Source organism: Actinokineospora enzanensis DSM 44649, assembly GCF_000374445.1.
GTDB classification, from domain to species: Bacteria; Actinomycetota; Actinomycetes; order Mycobacteriales; family Pseudonocardiaceae; genus Actinokineospora; species Actinokineospora enzanensis.
In genome coordinates, this window is the sequence record NZ_KB894410.1 from 38,557 (window position 1) to 60,057 (window position 21,501).

Genomic DNA, 21,501 nt, shown 5'->3' on the forward strand with positions numbered 1-21,501 from the left:
CGATGATCGGCAAAGCCAGGTAAGGCTAACCTAAATAACGACCGGTGGGGAGTCCGCGTCCGCGCGGGTGGCGTGGTCTGGGTCTCCCTCGCGCAGAGCCTGCCGTACCAGCTCGCCCAGGCCCGAGAGTTCCCAGTTGCCTGCCGCCGCCGGATGCGCCTCGATGGTCAGCCGGTGCGCCGCCGAACTCAGCCTGACCAGCGAGAACCGGACCATCGGCGCCCAGTCGACGCCGAACCCCGGCTGGTGCGGCGTCGGCTCGAACCCGGCGCCGACCCCGGCCACCGCGAACGCCCGCGACCCCACCATCCGGCACGCCGACGCCAGCGCGGGGCGGTCGCGCACGACCGCCTCCACTGCCTCGCGCACCCGTTCCCGGTCGACGGCCGCGGGCAGGTCGACGGTGATCCGCGCCGGTTCGCTCGCGGCATCCGGCAAGGGGGTGACCCGACCAGCCTCGGTGGCCAGCCCGGTCAGCGCCGCGCACCAGGTGTCGGCCAGCTCGGCCACCGCGTGCTCGGTCACCGCCGTTGCCCGCCACGTCCACGTCGACGCGATCGTTCCCTCGGCGATCTCGGCGAACACCTCGATCACGTGGTGGTCGGTTTCGCCCCTGACCCGCGTGTCGAAGGCGAAACCGACCGTATCCGCGGCAGGCGGCGCGGCGAGCCTGCGCACGGTGTGCGCGAGGCCCGCGGGCGCGTCCACGGACAGCGCGCGGCCGTGCCGCGCAGACCATCGGGCGACCGCCACCACCAGTGCCGAGCGCAGCAGGTCGGCGGGGTCGGTGGCGTAGTAGCCGGGCGCGGTGCCCAGCAGCGCGGCGGTGTGCTCGGCGCCCAGCGCGCGGCGCAGTCCGGGGTGGCCGATGGGTAACGGCGCGACCAGAGTATCCATTGTGGACTGATCACCCTCCTCGACGGGCTCGGAGCCCGAGCGTAAGTTAGGTCAGGCTGGCCTCTCAAGCGACTGTGTGAATGGCAATTGACCAATTGCCAACATTCCGCCATCACGCCCAAGCCGGACTCACCCGGGTGATCCATCACCCGGGCGTGACACCGAGCCGATCGCCGCCGCACCAACGGGTGAACCGGGTAGTCGCGCCGCGCCCCCGCAACTACGTTGCCGGGCATGTCGGAGTTCGCCGAACTGGTCGGTCGCATGCGCGGCGACCGCGGCCTGCTGCGCGCCCAGCTGCTGGCCCGCCCGCACGAATGGCTGGTCGACCAGCTCCTGGCCATCGCCACCGGCGACCCGGGCGCGGTCCCCGACCAGCGCACCGACCCGTCGCCCGGCCACCAGCCCAGGGCGCTGCCGCTGGACGAGCGCTCGCTGGCCAGGCACACCGCCCGCCTTGGCGCCTGGGACACCAGCGCCTGCCTGGTCGCCCCGTGCCCGCCCGGCCCGGTGATCGAGCCGGACCGGCGCACCGCCCAGGGCGAGGACCTGCTCCGCCTGGCGAAGGACCTGCTGTTTGCCATCCTGTTCGGCGGCCCGGCCCAGGGCGTCCGGCTGGAGCGCGCCCGCCGTGCGACGATCACCCTCGGGCTGCCCGCCGGGAAGGCGCACGTGCTCGCCTTCCTGCGTCAGACGATCACCGGCGACACCGTGCGCATCGAGTTCGACGAGATCGCCAGTGGCGCGGTCGCCGACGCGGTGGTCGCCGCGCTCCGCGTGATCAACCGGTTGGAGATCAACGAGGAAGTGCTCTACGCCCGCCGCGCGGATCCCCTCGACAGCACCATGATCTGACGTCTCGGCGAATCAAACCCATACTTTCGTAGGGTTTCGTTCAACGATGCCGGTAGCACGACCGTTGCGACGGTAACAACCGGACTGTTGCACTCCTCACCCATGTTTCGGGATATCCCCAGGTAGGTACCCGGTTGCGCGCGCCGCCCGCCGCGCTTCGTCCGGAGCGGACGAAACACCCCTGTTACGTTCCGATATATGTCCGGGGAAACGCACGACATCCACATCGCCGAACCGTCTACATCGGACGGGTCGGAGCTGTGGCGGATCGCCCGCGATTCGCGCACGCTCGACCTGAACTCCTCCTACGCCTACCTGCTGTGGTGCCGCGACTTCGCCGACACCTCCGCGATCGCCTGGCGGGCGGGCCGCCCGGTGGGGTTCGTCATCGGTTTCGTCCGCCCGACCGAGCCGGAGACCGTGGTGGTCTGGCAGATCGCCGTCGACGGCGACCAGCGCGGCCTGGGGGTCGCGGGCAGACTCCTCGACCACCTGCTCGACCGGCTCGCGCCGCGCGGCGTCCGGCACCTGGAGACCACGATCTCGCCCGGCAACGACGCCTCCATCGCGCTGTTCCAGGCGCTGGCCCGGCGCCGCGGCGCGGATCTGCGCCGTGCCGGGCTGTTCGCCCCCGCGCACTTCCCCGACGACCACGAGGCGGAGGACCTGTACCGCATCGGTCCGCTCGTCCCCGCGCGCGAACGCGTGCCCGCCTGACACGACTGGGGAAAGGGAGATCTCCGTGAGTGTGTTCGAGACCCTGGAGTCCGAGGTCCGCAGCTACAGCCGCGGCTGGCCGGTGGTGTTCGACCGGGCCGTCGGCGCGCACCTCTATGACGAGATGGGAAAGTCCTATGTGGACTTCTTCGCCGGCGCGGGCGCGCTGAACTACGGCCACAACAACCCGGTGCTGAAACAGGCCGTGCTCGACTACATCATGCGCGACGGCGTCACCCACGCGCTGGACATGCAGACCGTGGCCAAACGGGACTTCCTTGAGTCCTTCCGGGACCTGGTGCTGACCCCGCGCGAGCTCGACTACAAGGTCATGTTCCCCGGGCCCGCGGGCGCCAACGCCGTCGAGGCCGCGCTCAAACTGGCCCGCAAGATCACCGGCCGGGAGTCGGTCGTCAACTTCACCAACGCCTTCCACGGCATGACCCTGGGCGCGCTCTCGGTCACCGGCAACTCGATGAAGCGCGGCGGCGCGGGCATCCCGCTGGTGCACGCCACCCCGATGCCCTACGACAACTACCTCGACGGCCAGGTGCCGGACTTCCTCTGGCTGGAACGCCTGCTCGCCGACAGCGGCAGTGGCCTCAACGAGCCCGCCGCGGTCATCGTGGAGACCGTGCAGGGCGAGGGCGGCATCAACGCCGCCCGCGTGGAATGGCTGCGCGGCCTGGCGGAACTGTGTCAGCGGCACGGGATCCTGCTGATCGTCGACGACGTGCAGATGGGCTGCGGCCGCACCGGCCCGTTCTTCAGCTTCGAGGTCGCGGGCATCCGGCCGGACATCGTCTGCCTGTCCAAGTCGATCGGCGGCTTCGGCTTGCCGCTCGCGCTCACCCTGATCCGCCCCGAGCTGGACGTCTGGGAGCCCGGCGAGCACAACGGCACCTTCCGCGGCATCAACCCCGCCTTCATCGCCGCCACCGAGGCGCTGCGCGCCTACTGGGCCGACGACGGCCTGGAGAAGGGCACGCTGGCCAAGGGCGAGCAGGTGGAACGGGTCCTGGTCGGCATCGCCGAGCGGTACCCGGCCGCCGACCTGCGTGCCAAGGGCCGCGGCCTGGCCAGGGGCCTGCGCTTCCCGGACGGCGCCACCGCGGGCGCGGTGTGCCGGGCCGCGTTCGAGCGCGGCCTGCTGATGGAGACCTCCGGCCCGGACGGCGAGGTCGCCAAGGTCATGCCGCCGCTGACCATCACCGACGACGAGCTGGACGCGGGCCTGGCCATCCTCACCGACGCGGTGGCCACCACCCTCGACCGAACCGAGTGAACCCGGGAGGACCGCCATGATCGTCCGCACCCTGGACGAGATCACCGACACCGACCGCGACATCCGGACCGAGAACTGGCGCAGCAAACGCATCGTGCTGGCCAAGGACGGCGTCGGTTTCTCGGTGCACGAGACGACGCTCTACCCCGGCGCCGTCAATGACTTCTGGTACGCCAACCACATCGAGGCCGTCTTCGTGGTCTCCGGCGAGGGCGAGCTGCTGGACAAGGAGACCGGCCGCAGCTACGAGCTGGCCCCCGGCGCGCTCTACCTGCTCGACGGCCACGAACACCACCAGCTGCGGCCCCGCACCGAGATGCGCACCGTGTGCGTGTTCAACCCGCCGGTCACCGGCCGGGAGGTGCACGACGAGAACGGGGTCTATCCGCTGATCACCGAGGAGGACCGATGACCCTCACCGATGTCCGCACGCCCGACCGCTACCTGACCAGGACCGCGACGCCCGGCAGGCCGATCGAACGCACCGACCCGACGGTGTGGGGCGAGCACGCCGACGGCCCGATCGACGCGGCCACCCTCGCCGCGCACGAGGTCCGCGGCTACTCGGTCTTCGACAACCTGCTCAGCGCGGCCGAGGTCGAGACCTTCCGCGCCGAGCTGGACCGGCTGGCCGGGGACGAGGCCGTGCGCGCCGACGAGCGCACGATCGTGGAGCGTTCCTCGGCCGAGGTCCGCTCGATCTTCGAGGTGCACCGGACCAGCGGGCTGATCGCCGAGCTGGTGCGCGACCCGCGCGTGCTCGACCGTGCCCGCCAGGTGCTCGGCTCCGAGGTCTACGTGCACCAGAGCCGGGTCAACTACATGCCCGGCTTCAAGGGCAAGGGCTTCTACTGGCACTCGGACTTCGAGACCTGGCACGCCGAGGACGGCATGCCCGCCCCGCGCGCGGTCAGCATGTCCATCGCGCTGACCGACAACCACCCGTTCAATGGTGGCCTGATGGTCATGCCCGGCTCGCAGCGGGTGTTCGTGCCCTGCGTCGGCGAGACGCCCGCGGACCACTACAAGGCGTCGCTGACCGAGCAGGAGATCGGTGTCCCGAGCCACGCGCACATCAGCCTGCTGGCCGCCGAGCACGGCATCGAGCAGTTCACCGGCCCGGCCGGGTCGGCCCTGCTCTTCGACGCGAACATCATGCACGGCTCCGGGAACAACATCACCCCGTTCCCCCGCTCCAACATCTTCATCGTTTTCAACAGCGTGGCGAACACCCTGGTGGAGCCGTTCGCTGCGCCCGCGCCGCGGCCAGGGTTCATCGCGTCCCGATCGTTCGCCCCGCTCATGAGGTGACCCGAAAGTGATCATGTGTAATCCGTCTGTTACCATGTGTGCGCGCCGCGCGGCTGGTTGATCAAGAGCTGGTCGGGGTCCCACTCGGGGTGGAACCCGACGTGCTGTCGACCAACTCCGCGTGGTTACGGCCCCGTCCCCGCCGACTCGGGATCGGCGCGGTGGCGGGGCCGGTCCATGTCCGCACCCGGAGCGGAGTCCACAGTCACCGGGCTCCGGCCAACCCGACTCGGACACCCCTTTTTTCGTCCGCCGAGTGGGCTGCGTCACTTCGTTTGTTTCGGCGCCTGCCCCGTTGCCGCCCTTCGCTTTCCACGCGACCCGGAATTCGCCGCTGACACCCCGTGTCACCCGCTCGACGGTCCGTTTGGCCGGTTGCCCGGAAACTTGTCCGGCATTAGGCCATCCGGTTGACGAGTGTCGTATCCGGGCCGTGATCGGCCGATTCGTCCTAGGTTTGTCCCCGGGAGCGCTTGTGAACCGGCTTAGGGGAGCCGGTCCGATCGGGGGGTGGTACCTGGTGGCGCATGACGCGCTCGCGGATCCGGAGCAAGGGGGTCCGCGGTTTTGCGTATTGGGCCCGGTGTGCGCGCTGGTGGGGGAGAACACGCTGGTTCCCGGGGGGCCGGGACTGCGCGGGATGCTGGCGATGCTGCTGTTGGAGCCCAATCAGGTGGTCTCGGTGGAGCGCGTGATGGACGTGCTCTGGGACCACGAACCACCCGCCACGGCGCGGACCATCGTGCAGGGCTATGTTTCCCGCCTCCGCCGCTGGCTGTCCACTGTGGATTCCACGCGGACCACCAGGATCCAGACCGCGGGCCCCGGCTACCGGCTGGAGGTCGACGAGACCCGCATCGATGTCGCGCTGGCCAGGGAACTGCTGGCCGAGTCCCGCGACCGGCCCGCGGCCGAACGCGCCGACCTGCTCGCCCGCGCCCAGGGCCTGTGGCGGGGCCCGGAACTGTCCGGCATCGGCGGCCGCGTCCGCGCCCCGGAACTGGCCGAGCTGCGGCTCACCGTGCTGGAGGCGCGCCTCGACGCCGATCTTGAGCTCGGCAGGCACGACGAGGTCATCGGCGAACTGGCCGCGCTGGTCGACACGCACCCGTTCCGGGAACACCTCGTCGGCCAGCTCGTCCTCGCGCTCTATCGCTCCGGCAGGCGCGCCGCCGCACTGGAGATCTACCAGCGCTTCGCGCACCGCGCCGCCCGCGAACTCGGCCTCGACCCCGGCCCCGGCCTGCGCGAGCTGCACAGCCGGATCCTGCGCGACGACACCACGCTGCTCGAATCGCGCGGCGCCGCGGTGATCGCGCCCCGGGTCGGCGTGCTCACCCCCGCCCAGCTGCCCGCAGCGCCGTCGGGGTTCACCGGCCGCGAGGAGGAACTGGCCTGGCTCGACGAGGTCCGCGCGGGCGCGGACGGCACCGCCCCCGCGATCGGCGTGCTCGTCGGCCCAGCCGGGGTCGGCAAGAGCGCGCTCGCGGTGGTGTGGGGCACCCGCGCCGCCGCCGAGTTCCCGGACGGCAGGCTCTACGCCGAGCTGCGCGGCTTCGACCCCCGACACGACCCGGTCGAGCCCGCCGAGGTGCTGGCCCGCTTCCTGCTCGCGCTGGGCGTGGCCGCCGAGCACATCCCCGAGGACATCACCGAGCGCACCGCCTTCTACCGCTCGCTGCTGGCCGAACGCAGGCTGCTGGTGGTGCTCGACGACGCCCGCGACTCCGACCAGGTCCGCCCGCTGCTGCCGGGCGCGCCCGGCTCCACCGTGGTGGTCACCAGCAGGCGCAAGCTCGACGGCCTGGTCACCGACGGCGCGAGCCTGCGCGTGCTGGGCACGCTCCCGCCCGCCGAGGCCGAGGCCGTGATCACGCACGCGGCAGGCCCACCCGCCCCACAGGAACGCGCCCTGCGCGACCGCCTGGCCCGGCTCTGCGGCTACCTCCCGCTCGCCCTGCGCATCGCGGGCGCCCGGCTGGTGGTCAGTCCACAGTGGTCACTCCGGGAACTGGTCGACGAGCTGGCCGACGAGCACACCCGGCTCAGCGCCCTGCGCGTGCAGGACGTGGACACCGGCGTGCGCGCCGCCCTCGACCTCACCTACCGCGGCCTCGACGACGCCCAGGCCGAGACGCTGCGGCTGCTCGGCGCCGTGCCCGGCCCCACCGTCGGCCCGCACCTGCTGGCCGCCATGGCGGGCGGCACCGTCACCGAGGCCCGCGCCCGGCTGCGCGCGCTCGCCGCGCTGTTCCTGGTGAACGAGACCGACCCGGACGTCTACGGCATGCACGACCTGGTCCGCCTCTACGCCCGCGAGCTGTGCTCGGACGACCTGCTCCCATTGGTGCTGCGCTACTACCTGGTGGCCGCCGACGCGGGTAGGCGGCACCTGCGGGCCGCAGGCGACGACCTGGACCACGCCGCCACCGAACCGGAGGTGCCCCGCCCGGAGATCGCGGGCCGGGACGACGCGCTGGCCTGGTTCGAGCGCGAGTGGCCGAACCTGGTCGCCGCCGCCGAGGCGGGCGCCCGCGCCGGTCTGCACACCGAGGTGTGGCAGCTGGCCCGGATGGCCAGCGAGTTCCGCCGGGTCCGCACCCGCCGCGACGACTGGGAGCACGTGCTGCGCCTTGGTCTCAAGTCCGCCCAGGCCGCGGGCGACCGCCGCGGCGAGGTGCTGATGCGGCTGAGCCGGTGCGTGCTGCTGACCCGCTTCGACCGCGAGCACGAGACCGTCACCGACGCCGAGCGCGCCGTCGCCATCGCCACCGAGCTGCGCGACTCCAAGCTGATGGCCATGGGCTTCAACACCGTCGCCAGCGCCCTCTACGGCCAGAAGCGCTACGCCGAGGCGCTCGCGGGCTACCGCAAGGCCCTGGAGCTCTCCGGCCGCGCGGGCTACCGGCTTGGCGAGGCCAACCTGCTCAACAACATCGCCCAGGTGCACCGCAACCTGGGCGCGCCAGCCGAGGCGGTCGGCCCGCAGGCGCAGGCGGTGGCGATCTTCCGCGAGGTCGGCGATCTCGGCTTCGTCGGCCTCGCGCTGGCCAACCTCGCCGAGCTGGAGCACGAGCTCGGCCTGCCGGAGGCGGCCGGGCTGCACGCCCGCGAGGCCATCGAGCTGGCCGAGGGCAACGGCCTGGACCTCACCGAGGCGTTCGCCCGCGAGGTGCTCGCCCGGGTGCTGCGCGACCACGGCGACGTGGCCGCGGCCCGGGTGGAGCTGACCCTGGCGCTGGAGCTGTACCGACTGGTCCAGTCACCGGCCGCGGACGCCGTCCAAGCCGGACTGGCCGCGTTGCCGAAGGACGTTTAGCGAACGCTTAGCCGTCCGCCTTCGACAGCCGGCAACCTCTGCGGCCAGGGTCCCCGTGCCAACCGGGACCCAGGGCCGCGGCGGGAGATAGTTGGGGGACAGCGGCCCGACGTACCGGCCGGCGCTCTCGGGGGAGGGAGAGCCGGCCGGTCGTCGTTTCCGGGTCATTCCGTCGGAATCCCCGCGCCGCGACCGTTCGATCGCCGAACCGTCCGTGTCCACGATGTGTCCCGAGCGCCGCGTCCCGGGCACCGATGACCATCGGGCCCGGGACGTGCCGGACGCTCTCGGATGGACCGACCCCGGATCAGACGTTCAGGCTCTCGCCGTCCACCTGGAAGGGCCGCAGTTCCGGACGCTTCGGCGCCAGACCGTCCCCGAGGGATTCCCCGGTGATCTGCCTGCGCACCCACGGGAGCAGGTGCGTGGTGGTCCAGGCCAGGTCGTCCTGCCGCAACCGCAGCCACGGCTTGCGCTCCTCGCTGGGCAACGGCTCCCGCCAGTCCTCGACGACCGGGACCCCGAGCACCTCCGCGGTGCGCAGCGCGATCCGTCGGTGACCCTCGGTCGAGAAGTGCAACCGGTCGTCGCACCAGGACCGCCGGTCGTGCAGCACATCCATCGACCACAGATCTACCACCCGCGCGCCGTGCCGCTCGGCGATGGCCCGCAGGTGTCCGTTGTAGATGGCCACCTTGCCACGCACCCGGCGCAGCAACGGCTGCACCTTCGGGTCGGGCCCGGTGAACATCACCACCTCGCAGTCCACCGCGCGCAACGCGGCGACCGCCGTCTCGAACAGCGCCGCCACATCGTCGACATCGGTGCCCGGCGTGATGATGTCGTTGCCACCACCGCACAGCGTCACCAGATCGGGCCGCGTCGTGACCGCGATCGGCACCTGCTCGTCGATGATCTCCTGCAGCATCTTCCCGCGCAGGGCCAGGTTCGCGTACTGGAACCCACCCCGCTGCGCCGCCATGACCTCGGCCAGGCGGTCCGCCCAGCCGACGTAGCCACCACCCGGCGCCTCGTCGCTCATACCCTCGGTGAAGCTGTCCCCGATCGCGATCCAGCTGTCCCACCCGTGCACAGCCGACCTCCCCTTCCGATCCGTTGCCTCTTACAACCAAACGTCCAGAATGCCCCCGCATTCCCGCTCGACGCCACCACCGGTGCAGGGCAGGGTAAGACCAACGTCCGACATCGACCACTCCATTCCCCGGTGTGCCTGAACACAGCCGGGGTCTGGCCTACCTAACGCAGTTGACGTGCGGCAGGCTGGAGGCGTGACCGACTCGCTGTCCGACATCCTCGGCGGGCGCCGCGGCGCGCTGGACGCCACCGCGCCGCCGCTGGCGTTCGCGGCGGGCTACCTGGTGTCCGACAACCGGATCGGCTGGGGCGCGGCGGTCGCCCTGCTCACCGCCGCCGTGGTCGCGATCATCCGGGTCACCCGGGGCGAACGGGTGACCGCGGTGGTCGGCAGCAGCACGGCGGTGGTGGTCGGGGCGATCGTGGCCCTGCACACCGGTCGGGGTGAGGACTTCTTCCTGGTCCAACTGTTGTCAAACATCGGCAGCGCCCTCGCGTGGGCTGTGAGCGTGCTCATCCGCTGGCCGCTGCTGGGTGTCGTGGTCGGCACCCTGCTCGGTCAGAAGACCCGGTGGCGGCGCGATCCGCAGTTGCTCCGCGCCTACAGCCGGGCGAGTTGGGTCTGGGTGTTCGGCCAGTACACGCTGCGCACGGTGATTTACGGCGCGTTGTGGCTGGCGGGCAACGTCACGGCGTTGGCGATCGCGCGTGTCGTGCTCTCCTGGCCACTGGTCGCCGTGGTGGTCGCTGCGAGCGCTGCGGTGCTGGCCAGATCGCTGCCGGAGGGACATCCCGGCATCCGCCACCCGCGCATCCCGCAGCCCGCGGCGAAGCCCTAGCGGGACCGACGGTCGGCCCGTCGACCGGCAGGCGACCGGACGGCGGCGGCCCGCACCGCGGTTGGTCATCGGGGGCGGGCGGCGTCGGCCCCGAAGGCGTCCAGGGCCGCGAGCCAGGCCGCGCCCACGGCCCCGTCCTCGGCCCCGACCACCTCCCGGTCGGCCAACAACTCCCGCACCCGATCACCGACCAGGGTGCGCAGCACACCGCCGACCAGCACCACCGGCCCGTCGACGTACACGCTCGACACTTGTCCCGCCAGGGATCGCGCCGCGCGCTCCACGATCCCGGCGGCCACCGGATCGGTGTGCGCCGCCGCTGTCACCAACGGCGAAAACCGCGCCAACCGCACCGGCTCGTCCCGTCTCACCGCCGCGATAACCATCCCGAAAAGTGTCGCGGCAGCCAGCAGTTCATGATCTTCCCCTGTCCCCGTCGGTTCTCCCGCGAGGTCGCGGGAGCGATTCGAGGCCAGGTTATGCAGGCCCTCGGACGAGTCCAAGGCGATCTCGCCGCCTGTGGATGAATCCGGGGATTGTGGATAACTCGGCTGTGGATAACCCAGCGCGCCCAGCACCGAGGCGGCCAACACGCCCATCGGCTCCTGCCCCTGCAGGGTGCGTAGGGTCGCCCGGACGGCCTCGCGCCCGATCCAGAAGGCCGACCCCTCGTCGCCCAGCAGCCAGCCGTACCCGCCCGCCGTGGCGACCCGTGCCCGGCCGACCAGGCGAATCGCGATCGACCCGGTCCCGGCGATCAGCACCGTCCCGTCCGGGGACGCCGTGCCCGAGGCGAACGCCACCTCCGCGTCCACCACGACGCGCGGCCGTAAGATCGCGAACACCGGCCGGAAGGCGGCCGCGACCGGCGGCGAGCCCAGCGCGGAGTACCCCGCCAGACCGATCACGCAGGCCGCGAGGGGACGTCCGCCCAGCGCCTCGCGCGCGGCGGTGAGGATGTTGTCCGCGGCCACGGCGGGCGCGACGGATACCGGGTTCGCCCCGCCCGCGCGCCCCCGCCCGACCACGGTCCCGGCCGCGTCGACCGCCAGCGCCCGGGTCGTGCTCCCGCCCGCGTCGATGCCCAGCGCGACCCCGCTCACCGGCGCACTACTCCGTTCGGCGTAACATGTGGTGGCCCGCTCCGCTCCACCCCCTCGGCGGAGCGGGCACCTACGCCTACCTTGCGCACGGCCGAGTCGGGCGACATACACCCAGGCTAGGCGCTGTCCGGCAAGTCCGGCGCACGCTATCCGCGGGCGGAAAGCCCAAGTACAACCCGGTACGTGCGGCTTCCCGCCCGCGCGCCCGGAGACCACGCGGATCACGAATCCCGCGCAACAGACTTGCCGGACAGCGCCTGGTTACCCGACCTCAGCGGGTCTTGGTGACCTTGTTCAGCCCGCGCGGCGCGTCCGGGTCCCCGCCGCGAGCCAGCGACAGCCCGAGCGCGAGCCGCTGCAGCGGCAGCACCTCCAGGATCGGCGCCACCTCCTCCGCGCTCGCGGGCAGCTCCACCCGCAGCGTCGCGGGCACCGACGCGGCCGCCGAGCCCACCGCCACGATGTCGGCGCCGCTGCGCGCGACCACCTCCAGCACCTCGCGCATCGCCGTGCCGCCCGCGCCCTCGCTGGCCACCGCGAGCACGCCGGTGTCCGCGCCGACCGCGGCCACCGGGCCGTGCAGCAGGTCGGCACCGCTGTAGGCGCGCGCGGACAGGTAGCTGGTCTCGGCGAGCTTGAGCGCCGCCTCCGCCGCGGTGGCCGAGGAGTAGCCGCGGCCGGTGGTGACCATCCGGTCCACGAACCGCAGCCTGGCCACCGCCTCGTCCACGTTGTCCGCGGCCAGCGCCCGCTCGGCCAGCTCGCCGATCTCGGCGACCGCCTTGCCGTCGCCGCCGCGCACCGCGTCCACCAGCAGGTAGAGCGCGAGCAGGGTGGCGCTGTAGGTCTTGGTCGCGGCCACCGCCAGCTCCGGGCCCGCGCCGATGTCGATGGCCAGCTCGGCCGCCTCGACCAACGGCGAGTCCGGGGTGTTGGTGACCGCCACGGTCAGCGCGCCGCGCTCGCGGGCTGCCCGGGTGGCCTCGATCAGGTCCGGCGAGCCGCCGCTCTGGCTCACCGTCACGTAGAGCACGTCACCGAGATCGGGCTGCGCGCCGTAGAGCGTGGTGGTCGACGGGGACACCAGGCCCGCGGGCAGGTTGAGCAGGACCTCGGTCAGGTACTTGGCGTACAGGGCCGCGTGGTCGCTGGACCCGCGGGCGGCGAACAGGGCGAACCGGGGTCGGGCAGCGGCGATCCTGGCCGCCACCTCGGCGGTCTCGGCGCGCTTGGCGACCGCGGCGGCCAGCACGGCGGGCTGCTCGGCGATCTCGGCACGCATCCGTTCGCCGGATGGTTGCGGGTTCGTCATCTGCGGCTCCTCAGCAGGTAAGGTCTAGACCAATCATACCGTGCGGGCGCCGCCACGCGTCCAGCCCGTCGGTCACGGTCGGACCAAACCGGCGGGGTGTGATCGCGTCAGGCACCCCCGACAAGGCATTCTGTAGGGGTCGGGCGCAAGACTCAGGAGGGACGCCATGCTGGAGATGTCCACGGCCGACGGGTCGGACACGGTGGCGCGCGTGCAACGGGAACCCAAGTACTGGGGTCTCAAGCGCCACTTGCTCGACCTGCTCGGCTCCATGCCTCCCGGCTCGCCCATCCCAACCGAACGCTCACTGGCCACCGAGTTCGACGTCTCCCGCACCACGGTCCGCCAGGCACTGGCCGAGCTGACCGTCGAGGGCAGGCTACTGCGGGTGCAGGGCAAGGGCACCTTCGCTGCCGAGCCCAAGGTCGCCCAGCGACTGCAGCTGTCCTCCTACACCGAGGACATGCGCGCCCAGGGCCGCGAACCGTCCAGCAAGCTGCTGGAGGTCTCCGAGATCCCCGCCGAGGCCGACCTGGCCCGGCTGTTGGGCATCCGCGCGGGCGCCAAGGTGCTGCGACTGCACCGGCTGCGGCTGGCCGACGGGGAACCGATGGCGATGGAGACCACGCACCTGCCGCTGGGCCGCTTCCGCGGCCTGCGCCGCTACGTCAGCGGCGGCGGCTCGCTCTACCAGGTGCTCCGGGAGCGGTTCGATGTCGAGATGGGACACGCCGAGGAGACGATCGAAACCGCGCTGGCCGGTCCGCACGAGGCCGAGCTGCTCGGCGCGGACGTGGGCATGCCGATGCTGCTGCTGTCGCGGCACTCGTTCGACACCGACGAGCGGCCGGTGGAATGGGTGCGGTCGGTCTACCGGGGCGACCGCTACAAGTTCGTGGCCACGCTGAACCGGCCGTCCTGACCAAGGTGACCGCGACACTCGCCGACATCCGCTGGGGCAGCGCCCCGGCGCGCGGCGTGCTGGCCACCACCATCCTCGGGTCGGGGATGGCCATGCTCGACGGCAGTGTCGTCAACGTCGCCCTGCCGCGTATCGGCACCGAGCTGGACGCCTCGGTCGCCGGTCTGCAGTGGATCCTGGACGGCTACCTGCTCGCGTTGGCCTCGCTCATCCTGGTCGCGGGCTCACTCGGCGACCGTTATGGGCGAAGACGGGTGTTCCTGGTCGGTGTGGTGTGGTTCGGCGCCGCGTCGGTTTTGTGCGGTTTGGCGCAGAACACGGCCATGCTGGTCGCGGCGCGGGTGCTACAGGGCATCGGCGGCGCGCTGCTGACCCCGGGCTCGCTCGCGATCCTGCAATCGGTCTTCCACCGCGAGGACCGCGCACGTGCCATCGGAGCGTGGTCGGGTCTCGGCGGCCTCGCGGCCGCGGCGGGACCACTCGTCGGCGGCCTGCTGGTACAGGCGTGGTCCTGGCGGCTGGCGTTCCTGGTGAACATCCCGGTCGCCATCGCGTGCGTCCTGCTGGCGCTGCGCTACGTCCCGGAGACGAGGGACGGCGAGGTGACCGGTCACCCGGACGTGGCGGGCTCGACCCTGGGCGCGCTCGGCCTCGCCGGGATCACGACAGCGTTGGTCGAGGCCCCGGTACGCGGCGCGGACTGGCTGGTCGTCGGCGCGGGCGTACTCGGCGTGCTGGCGCTGGGGACGTTCGTGGTGATGCAACGCCGCCAACGAACGCCGCTCGTGCCGCCCGCCCTGTTCACCGGCCACACGTTCGTCATCTCGAACGCACTCACGTTTGTCGTCTACGCGGCACTGGGCGGCGTGATGATGCTGATGGTCCTGCAACTACAGGTCTCACTCGGCTACCCACCGACCGCAGCGGGCGTGGCGGGCCTCCCGATCACGCTGATCATGCTGACGCTGTCGGCCCGCTCCGGCAGACTCGCCGCCAAATGGGGCCCGCGCTGGTTCCTGGTCCTCGGCCCACTGACCGTGGCGGCGGGCATGCTCCTCATGCTGCGCATCGCCCCTGGCGCGTCATACCTGGGTTCGGTACTGCCCGCGGTGATCGTGTTCGGCCTCGGGCTGTCCATCGTGGTCGCTCCGGTGACAGCGACGGTCCTGGCCGCCGCCCCGGACCGCTACGCGGGCGTGGCATCCGGCGTGAACAACGCGGTAGCCCGCACCGGAAGCCTCCTCGCGGTGGCAGTCCTGCCCGCGGTGGCCGGACTTACCGGCGCCGCTTACACAGACCCGGCGGCGTTGACATCGAGCTGGCGCATCTCCCTGTGGGTATGCGCCGGTCTCGCAGCCCTGGGCGGCCTCCTGGCCATCAGCATCCACGACAACGTCCTGGCCGCCGCCCCGAAAACCCCCACCCCCGAATCCCCCCAACCCGGCGACTGCCTCCACTGCGGCGTCGAAGGCCCACCCACTCACGTCGTCCCGACCCGCGCCGCCTGAGCTGCTCACGCCCCAGCTGGACGAGCCCGCACCCTCCGCGGCCTGTGGACAGCTCCGCGCGCTACCTCGCCTACCAGCGGTAACGTAGAAATCCGGGGATCCCCCGCAAGCTATCCACAATCCGTCGAACCGTCCCCAAGCACGCAGCGCCACTTGACGAGCCCCCGCTCCACCGCCCCTGTGGACAGCTTCGCGCACGGTCTCTCCCACCAGCGGTAGCGTGGAAATCGGGGGTCCCGGCGAGTTGTCCACAACCCCTCGAAACCATCCACAGGCCACCGACGCGGCTTGTTTGCCCTGCTCAGCGTTCGGCAGGATTGGTAAGGACCCCGGGGCAGGATTTCCCATCTTCAGCCAGCGTGATCATGAAGCCCGGGTGGGCTCTGGTTCTCAGCGGGTGACGTGGGTCAGGTCGGTGGGGACTGGATTGAGGTGGCGGCGTCGGGAGACGACGTCGTGGTCGGGGGCGGTTGTGGGGTTGTCGTTGTGGTCGGGGCGGCGGATGTGGTGGGGGTGGGTGTCGTGGTTTGAGTGGGGGTTTGTGTCGGGGACGGGGTTGTTGTCTCCGGGGTGGTGGTGGGGGCTGTCGACGTGCTGGTCGGGGTCTCGTGCACGGTGACCGTGGTCGTTGAGGGTGGGCTCGTCGGCGCCGCCGGCTGCACCAGGTTGCCCAGGGTGGTGCCCTCGGCGCCGCTGAGTGACTCGCCGCGGGCGAACTCGACAGCGGTGATCACAGCCATGCCCAGGACGAACATCAGCACGCCGCCCGCGACCATCGCCCAGGGGCGTTTCGTCGCCGGTTTCGCGGGCGGTGCGGGTTCATCGGACTCGTCGTCGGTGCTCACGACCGTGCCGTTGCGGGTGATGATGCGGTCGCGCACCGCGTCCCGAGTGCGTTCCAGCGAGCGCAGGTAGAGCGTGCCGCCGACGGTGGTGATCACGCTGGCCACCGCGGCGCCGGTGACGGTGCCCGCGACGCCCAGGGTGGAGCCGAGCAGCGCGGCGGTGGCTGCCGCGAGGGCGCCCGCCGCGACCTGGCTGATGCGAAGTGTGTGGTCCTGACTCATGATTCCGTTCGGTGTCGTTGCCGTGCCCCTCCATTGCCGCCGACGCGTGACGCGTTCGCCCGGTTGGCCCAAGGTGAGCTGCGCGACACCGCCCAGTCCATAGTGGACTTGGCGGCCCCGGTGCACACTGGGTGGGTGAACCTTGTCACCCTCGCCGACATCACCGCCGCCGCCGAGCGGATCGCGGGCACCGCCGTGCGCACCCCGCTGGTCCCGTGCCCGTGGGCCGATCGTCCACTGTGGATCAAGCCGGAGAGCCTGCAACCGGTGGGCGCGTTCAAGATCCGCGGCGCGTACAACGCCATCGCCCGCATCGACGCGGCGACCAGAGCCCGCGGGGTGGTCGCCTACTCCAGCGGGAACCACGCCCAAGCCGTGGCCTACGCGGCCAAGGTGTTCGGGATCCCGGCGTGGATCGTGGTCCCCGAGGACACGCCGACGGTCAAGGTCGAGGCTACCCGCGCGCACGGCGCGGAGGTGGTGCTCTCCGCCGTCGGGCAGCGCGAGGCCGTGGCCTACGAGATCGTCGAGCGGGAGAACGCGACGCTGGTGCCGCCGTTCGACGATCCGGGGGTGATCGCCGGGCAGGGCACGATCGGCCTGGAGATCGTCGCCGACCTACCTGACGTGGACCTCGTCCTGGCCCCGGTCAGCGGCGGCGGCCTGATCTCCGGCATCGCCGCCGCGGTCAAGGCCCTGCGCCCCGAGGCCCAGGTGTGGGCGGTGGAGCCGGAACTGGCCGCCGACACCGCCGAAAGCCTGGCCCGCGGCGAACGCGTCTCCTGGTCGGTCGCCGACCGCAACCGCACCATCGCCGACGGCCTGCGCAGCCAGCCATCGGAACTGACCTTCGCCCACCAGCAGGCCCTGGTCGACGGCATCGTCACCGTCTCCGAGGACGAGATCCGCGACGCCGTCGCCGTCCTGGCCCACCGCGCCCGCCTGATCGCCGAACCCAGCGGTGCCGTCGCCACCGCCGCCTACCTGCACCACGCCGACCGACTCCCACCCGGCAAGACCGTCACCATCCTCAGCGGCGGCAACCTCGACCCGACCACCCTCGCCGACCTGCTGAAGGCCTGACCTGTCCGCATCGCCCCGCTGCGGACCAGAGCCCACCGGCTTCATGATCGCGCCGCACTCAAGATCGAGATCCGTCCCCGGGGCGGGCCCCGCCCGCCCCGGGGTGCGGCGCTCTTCCACAACCTATCGAGCGCTGAGCAGGGCAAACAAGCCGCGTCGGTGGCCTGTGGATGGTTTCGAGGGGTTGTGGACAACTCGCCGGGATCCCCCATATTCCACGCTACCGCTGGTGGGCGACGTTGCGCGCGGAGCTGTCCACAGGGAGTCGTGGGTGTGCGGGCTGGTCACGTGGGGTGTGGGCCTGGGCGACAGTCCAGCGGGGCTGCGGGCAACTTGGGTGATCAGCTGCGGAGGGCGGCGGACAGGGCTTCCGCGGCGGCCTTCGGGTCCGGAGCCTCGGTGATCGCGCGGACGACGACGATGCGGTCGGCGCCCGCGGTGCGGACCTCCGGTAGGCGGGTGTCGTCGATTCCGCCGATGGCGAACCAGGGGCGGGTCGGGGCGGTGGCGGCGCAGGCTCGGACCAGGTCGAGGCCGGGGGCCGGGCGGCCGGGTTTGGTGGGGGTCGGCCAGCAGGGGCCGGTGCAGAAGTAGTCCACGCCCGGTTCGTTCGCGGCCGCGATGGCCTGGGCGAAGTCGTGGGTGGAGCGGCCGATCACGATGTCGTCGCCCAGGATGTGGCGGGCCACGGTGACCGGTAGGTCGTCCTGTCCGAGGTGCAGCACGTCCGCGCCTGCCGCGAGCGCTACGTCCGCGCGGTCGTTCACCGCCAATAACGCACCGTGGGCAGCGCACACTTCCGCGATGACGGATAGCGCGCGCAGTTCCGGTCCTGCCTCCAGCGGTACGTCGTTCCGCTTGTCCCGCAACTGCACGATGTCCACACCGCCCGCGAGCGCGGCGTCCACGAAGTCCGCGAGGTCGCCGCGGTCGGAGCGCGCGTCCGTGCACAGGTAGAGCCGCGCGTCGGCGAGCCTGCGCCTGATCTGGTCCCCGTCGAGTCCTGGCATGGAGTTGACGCTAGCGCCTGCGCTACGGTGGTGGTCGGTCGCACGGGAGTCCGGGGAATCGGGCTGAGAGGGAGCTGTGTCGCTCCGACCGTCGAACCTGATCCGGGTCATGCCGGCGCAGGGAGCGTGAGGACATGAGTGAAGTGGGCCGCATCGCCGTCGTAGGCGGCGGGGTGGTCGGGCTGTCGGTGGCGTGGTGGCTGGCCGCGGCCGGATATCCGACGACGCTGGTGGATCCCCGGCCGAAGCGTGGTGCGTCCTGGGTGGCGGGTGGCATGTTGGCGCCGGTCACCGAGTCCTGGCCGGGGGAGGAGGACGCCCTGGAGCTGGGCAGAGCCTCATTGGACCAGTGGCCGGAGTTCGCCGCGCGGTTGACGCGCGCGGGCGGTGACCCCGGGTTGCGGCATGAGGGCACGCTTGCGTTGGCCATGGACTCCGCCGACGTCGGCACCCTGGCCATGCTCGCCGACCACCTGCGGGATCGCGGCCGCGAGGTGCACCGCCTGTCCGGCCGTGAGCTGCGCGGGCTGGAGCCGACCCTGGGATCGAGTGTCCGAAGTGGACTTCATGTGCCCGGGGATCTGGCCGTGGACAACCGCGCGTTGCTTACTGCCCTGCACGCCGCGTGCGTCCGATCGGGTGTGGAGTTCGTCACGGTGTCAGCGGACACGGTTCACCCGGGTGGCGTCGAGCTGACCGACAAGTCCACTGTGGAATGTGCGGTGGTGGTGATCGCCGCGGGCGCTTGGAGCGGCGCGCTGCACCCGGCGTTGCACGGGCTGGTGCGTCCGGTGAAGGGCGAGATCCTTCGACTGCGCACCCGGCGCGGCGCGTTGCCCGTCCCGACTCGCACGATCCGCGCGCACGTCGAGTCGAGGCCGATCTACCTGGTACCGCGCGTGGACGGCGAACTCGTGCTCGGTGCGACCCAACAGGACGTGGGCTTCGACGAGGACGTCACCGCGGGCGCTGTGCGCGACCTGCTGCGCGACGCGGAACGCGTGCTCCCCGGTATCGCCGAGTACGCGCTGACCGAGACGGCCGCGGGTTTGCGCGCGGGTAGTCCAGACAACCTGCCGTTGATCGGCGAGTTGGAACCCGGGGTGTTGGTCGCGTCAGGGCATCACCGCAATGGTCTGTTGCTGGCTCCGATAACCGCGGCTGCGGTGCTGTCCCTGGTGCGCGAGGAAGAACTGCCGGAACGCCTGCGCGCGGCGTGCCCGTCCCGATTCGGCGTGGAGGTGCCCACATGAGGATCACGGTCAACGGCGACATACGCGACGTGGCCGACGGCGCGACGGTCGCCGACGTGCTGACCGTGCTCGGCCTGCCCACCACCGGCATCGCCGTCGCGTTGGACGGTGAGGTCGTGCCGCGCGCCGCCCACGTCGCGACGCCGGTGTCCGCGGGCGCCGTGCTCGAAGTACTCACCGCCGTGCAGGGAGGTTGACGGATGGACGACCCGCTGATCATCGCCGACCGGGAGTACACCTCGCGGTTGATCACCGGCACCGGCGGCGCGGCCAACCTGTCGGTGCTCGAACGCGCGCTGGTCGCGTCCGGCACTGAATTGACGACGGTCTCGCTGCGCCGGGTCGACGCCCAGGGCGGGACGGGCGTTCTCCAGGTGCTGGCCCGGCTCGGCATCGATCCGCTGCCCAACACGGCCGGTTGCCGCACCGCCGCCGAGGCCGTGCTCACCGCCCGGTTGGCCCGCGAGGCGCTCGGCACCAACTGGGTCAAGCTTGAGGTCATTGCCGACGACCGCACCCTGCTGCCGGACCCGGTCGAACTCCTCGACGCTGCCCGCACCCTGGTGGACGACGGCTTCGTCGTGCTGCCCTACACCAACGACGACCCGGTCCTCGCGCTGCGGCTGGAGGAAGCGGGCTGCGCGGCCGTGATGCCGCTCGGCTCGCCGATCGGCACCGGGCTGGGCATCCGTAACCCGCACAACATCGAGCTCATCGTGGCCCGCGCGGGCGTGCCGGTGATCCTGGACGCGGGCATCGGCACCGCCTCGGACGCGGCCCTCGCCATGGAACTCGGCTGCGCGGCCGTACTGCTGGCCACGGCGGTGACGCGCGCGGCGGACCCGGAGAAGATGGCGACGGCGATGCGGTCGGCGGTGATCGCTGGGCGGCTGGCGCGGTCGGCCGGGCGGATCCCGCAGCGGTTCTGGGCCCAGGCGTCCAGCCCGCCGCGCTGACCGTGCTTCAGATCGCATACGCCTCATATCCAGCGCAGCGGGACAGCCGGGCGTGATCGACTTCGCCTGCCCCCGTATATAGCCCGCCGCTCCACTGGGGGATCCCCCGCTGGCCATTCTACCTGGTGCGGGTGACAGTGGATCTTGATCGGCGGGGTTGTGGGGCTTGCCTGTGGATAACTCTTGTCGCCTGATCGGAGGGCTTTTGTGGTGGTGGTTAGGTGTCTGCCTGGGATTTTGGGTCGGGCAGGGGAATCGCAGGGGAGGTTGAGGGGAAGTCGCCAGAATTGTCTGGCGTCCGGACATCTGGCTCTGTGGCCGGCCGGCGCCGGGATCGCCTGGTGTGGGGATCGGCCAGCGTGCAGGTGGGGCTGATACGAGATCGCTCTGCGCAAAGGCCGCCTGGTCCGAGAGTGTCTTGGATGAAGACCGGCCGATGCAAAGATCACCTGGCATGAGGCTCGGCTGCCGCAAGATCGGGCGCTACCGGCTCGGCGGGCGTGGAATCGGCTGGCTGTCGGGCCTGAAGCGCCCCCACCACATAACCCGCCGCTCCCAGGGGGATCCCCCGTTGGCCATTCTACCGGGCGGAGGTGATTGTGGATCTTGGTTTGATGGGGTGCGGGGGTGGGCTGTGGATAACTTCTGTCGCTCGATCGGGGGAGATTCGCGGGGGCGTTGCTGGGTGGGTGGTGCTTTGACCTGGGGTTCGAGTGGGTTTGGGGTGCGGCGGATGTCGATGTCGGGAAATTGAGTCGGGGCGTGATCGGTCTGCCGGTTCGAGCGTCTGGGAGGTGATCGGTCACGGGGTGGCTGTGCCTGCTGTGGTGGGCGAAGGGTGGGGACTGGTCGGCGGTGTGTTTGTCGATGTCGGTGAGCAGGGCACCCCGACCGACTCGGGATCGGGGCGTTGCTTGCGCGGGCTGCCCCACTACATAGCCCACCGCTCCCAGGGGATCCCCCACGGCC

At 71.5% G+C, this 21,501-nt stretch carries 19 protein-coding genes and 1 riboswitch; of the genes, 13 read left to right on the forward strand and 6 right to left on the reverse strand.

All coding sequences use genetic code 11. From position 1 onward, the window contains the following. Positions 1-30: 30 nt before the first annotated feature. Positions 31-897: a condensation domain-containing protein gene (locus C503_RS0112175; RefSeq protein ID WP_018682483.1), complete on the reverse strand. Its 867-nt coding sequence runs from the start codon at positions 895-897 to the stop codon at positions 31-33. A 234-nt stretch (positions 898-1,131) separates the two neighbouring features. Between C503_RS0112175 and C503_RS0112180 the strand changes: the two genes are divergently transcribed. From C503_RS0112180 to C503_RS0112205, 6 genes are all read left to right on the forward strand, one after another. Then, the gene (locus tag C503_RS0112180; protein ID WP_018682484.1) at positions 1,132-1,752 is read left to right on the forward strand and encodes a hypothetical protein; all 621 of its coding nucleotides are present in this window, start codon (positions 1,132-1,134) and stop codon (positions 1,750-1,752) included. A gap of 198 nt (positions 1,753-1,950) precedes the next feature. Next, positions 1,951-2,469, forward strand: a complete 519-nt coding sequence (gene ectA, locus C503_RS39100) for a diaminobutyrate acetyltransferase (RefSeq protein ID WP_018682485.1) — start codon at positions 1,951-1,953, stop codon at positions 2,467-2,469. A 25-nt stretch (positions 2,470-2,494) separates the two neighbouring features. Continuing rightward, entirely contained in the window at positions 2,495-3,754 is a 1,260-nt protein-coding gene (gene ectB / locus C503_RS0112190; RefSeq protein ID WP_018682486.1) for a diaminobutyrate--2-oxoglutarate transaminase, read from the forward strand. A gap of 16 nt (positions 3,755-3,770) precedes the next feature. Next, positions 3,771-4,166: an ectoine synthase gene (locus tag C503_RS0112195; protein WP_018682487.1), complete on the forward strand. Its 396-nt coding sequence runs from the start codon at positions 3,771-3,773 to the stop codon at positions 4,164-4,166. Continuing rightward, positions 4,163-5,065 (forward strand): ectoine hydroxylase, encoded by a 903-nt coding sequence (gene thpD / locus C503_RS0112200; protein ID WP_018682488.1) that lies wholly within the window; start codon positions 4,163-4,165, stop codon positions 5,063-5,065. Before C503_RS0112195 ends, thpD begins: the two co-directional genes overlap by 4 nt. 595 nt (positions 5,066-5,660) lie before the next feature. Beyond that, the gene (locus tag C503_RS0112205; protein ID WP_211222385.1) at positions 5,661-8,384 is read left to right on the forward strand and encodes an AfsR/SARP family transcriptional regulator; all 2,724 of its coding nucleotides are present in this window, start codon (positions 5,661-5,663) and stop codon (positions 8,382-8,384) included. Between the two features lie 307 nt (positions 8,385-8,691). Here C503_RS0112205 and C503_RS0112210 read toward each other — a convergent pair whose 3' ends face one another. Continuing rightward, entirely contained in the window at positions 8,692-9,477 is a 786-nt protein-coding gene (locus tag C503_RS0112210; protein WP_018682490.1) for an SGNH/GDSL hydrolase family protein, read from the reverse strand. A 196-nt stretch (positions 9,478-9,673) separates the two neighbouring features. On the opposite strand from C503_RS0112210, the gene C503_RS0112215 reads away from it, so the two are divergent. Further along, the gene (locus C503_RS0112215; RefSeq protein WP_018682491.1) at positions 9,674-10,318 is read left to right on the forward strand and encodes a DUF3159 domain-containing protein; all 645 of its coding nucleotides are present in this window, start codon (positions 9,674-9,676) and stop codon (positions 10,316-10,318) included. Positions 10,319-10,383: 65 nt separating this feature from the next. Here the strand turns inward: C503_RS0112215 and C503_RS0112220 are convergent, their stop codons facing one another. Together C503_RS0112220 and C503_RS0112225 are read right to left on the reverse strand one after the other, a co-directional pair. After that, positions 10,384-11,421: an N-acetylglucosamine kinase gene (locus C503_RS0112220; protein ID WP_018682492.1), complete on the reverse strand. Its 1,038-nt coding sequence runs from the start codon at positions 11,419-11,421 to the stop codon at positions 10,384-10,386. A gap of 271 nt (positions 11,422-11,692) precedes the next feature. Then, positions 11,693-12,733: an SIS domain-containing protein gene (locus C503_RS0112225; RefSeq protein WP_018682493.1), complete on the reverse strand. Its 1,041-nt coding sequence runs from the start codon at positions 12,731-12,733 to the stop codon at positions 11,693-11,695. Between the two features lie 166 nt (positions 12,734-12,899). Here C503_RS0112225 and C503_RS0112230 point away from each other — a divergent pair, with 166 nt between their 5' ends. Beyond that, the gene (locus C503_RS0112230) at positions 12,900-13,655 is read left to right on the forward strand and encodes a GntR family transcriptional regulator (RefSeq protein WP_018682494.1); all 756 of its coding nucleotides are present in this window, start codon (positions 12,900-12,902) and stop codon (positions 13,653-13,655) included. Between the two features lie 5 nt (positions 13,656-13,660). After that, positions 13,661-15,163, forward strand: coding sequence for an MFS transporter (locus C503_RS0112235; RefSeq protein WP_018682495.1), 1,503 nt, complete (start codon positions 13,661-13,663; stop codon positions 15,161-15,163). A 407-nt stretch (positions 15,164-15,570) separates the two neighbouring features. Here the strand turns inward: C503_RS0112235 and C503_RS39105 are convergent, their stop codons facing one another. Then, positions 15,571-16,230 (reverse strand): hypothetical protein, encoded by a 660-nt coding sequence (locus tag C503_RS39105; RefSeq protein ID WP_018682496.1) that lies wholly within the window; start codon positions 16,228-16,230, stop codon positions 15,571-15,573. A 135-nt stretch (positions 16,231-16,365) separates the two neighbouring features. Between C503_RS39105 and C503_RS0112245 the strand changes: the two genes are divergently transcribed. Beyond that, the gene (locus tag C503_RS0112245) at positions 16,366-17,313 is read left to right on the forward strand and encodes a threonine ammonia-lyase (RefSeq protein ID WP_026316214.1); all 948 of its coding nucleotides are present in this window, start codon (positions 16,366-16,368) and stop codon (positions 17,311-17,313) included. Between the two features lie 341 nt (positions 17,314-17,654). Here the strand turns inward: C503_RS0112245 and thiE are convergent, their stop codons facing one another. Continuing rightward, positions 17,655-18,323 carry a thiamine phosphate synthase gene (gene thiE, locus C503_RS0112250; protein WP_018682498.1) on the reverse strand — a complete coding sequence of 223 codons (669 nt, stop codon included), beginning with the start codon at positions 18,321-18,323 and terminating at the stop codon, positions 17,655-17,657. Positions 18,324-18,355: 32 nt separating this feature from the next. Next, positions 18,356-18,464, forward strand: a riboswitch (TPP riboswitch). On the opposite strand from thiE, the gene thiO reads away from it, so the two are divergent. From thiO to thiG, 3 genes are all read left to right on the forward strand, one after another. Further along, complete coding sequence (gene thiO, locus C503_RS0112255; protein WP_026316215.1) at positions 18,458-19,576, forward strand: glycine oxidase ThiO; 1,119 nt, start codon at positions 18,458-18,460, stop codon at positions 19,574-19,576. Its footprint overlaps the riboswitch before it by 7 nt. Next, the gene (gene thiS / locus C503_RS0112260; protein ID WP_018682500.1) at positions 19,573-19,773 is read left to right on the forward strand and encodes a sulfur carrier protein ThiS; all 201 of its coding nucleotides are present in this window, start codon (positions 19,573-19,575) and stop codon (positions 19,771-19,773) included. The genes thiO and thiS overlap by 4 nt, the downstream gene beginning before the upstream one ends. Before the next feature lie 3 nt (positions 19,774-19,776). After that, the gene (gene thiG / locus C503_RS0112265; protein WP_018682501.1) at positions 19,777-20,532 is read left to right on the forward strand and encodes a thiazole synthase; all 756 of its coding nucleotides are present in this window, start codon (positions 19,777-19,779) and stop codon (positions 20,530-20,532) included. Positions 20,533-21,501 lie beyond the last annotated feature (969 nt).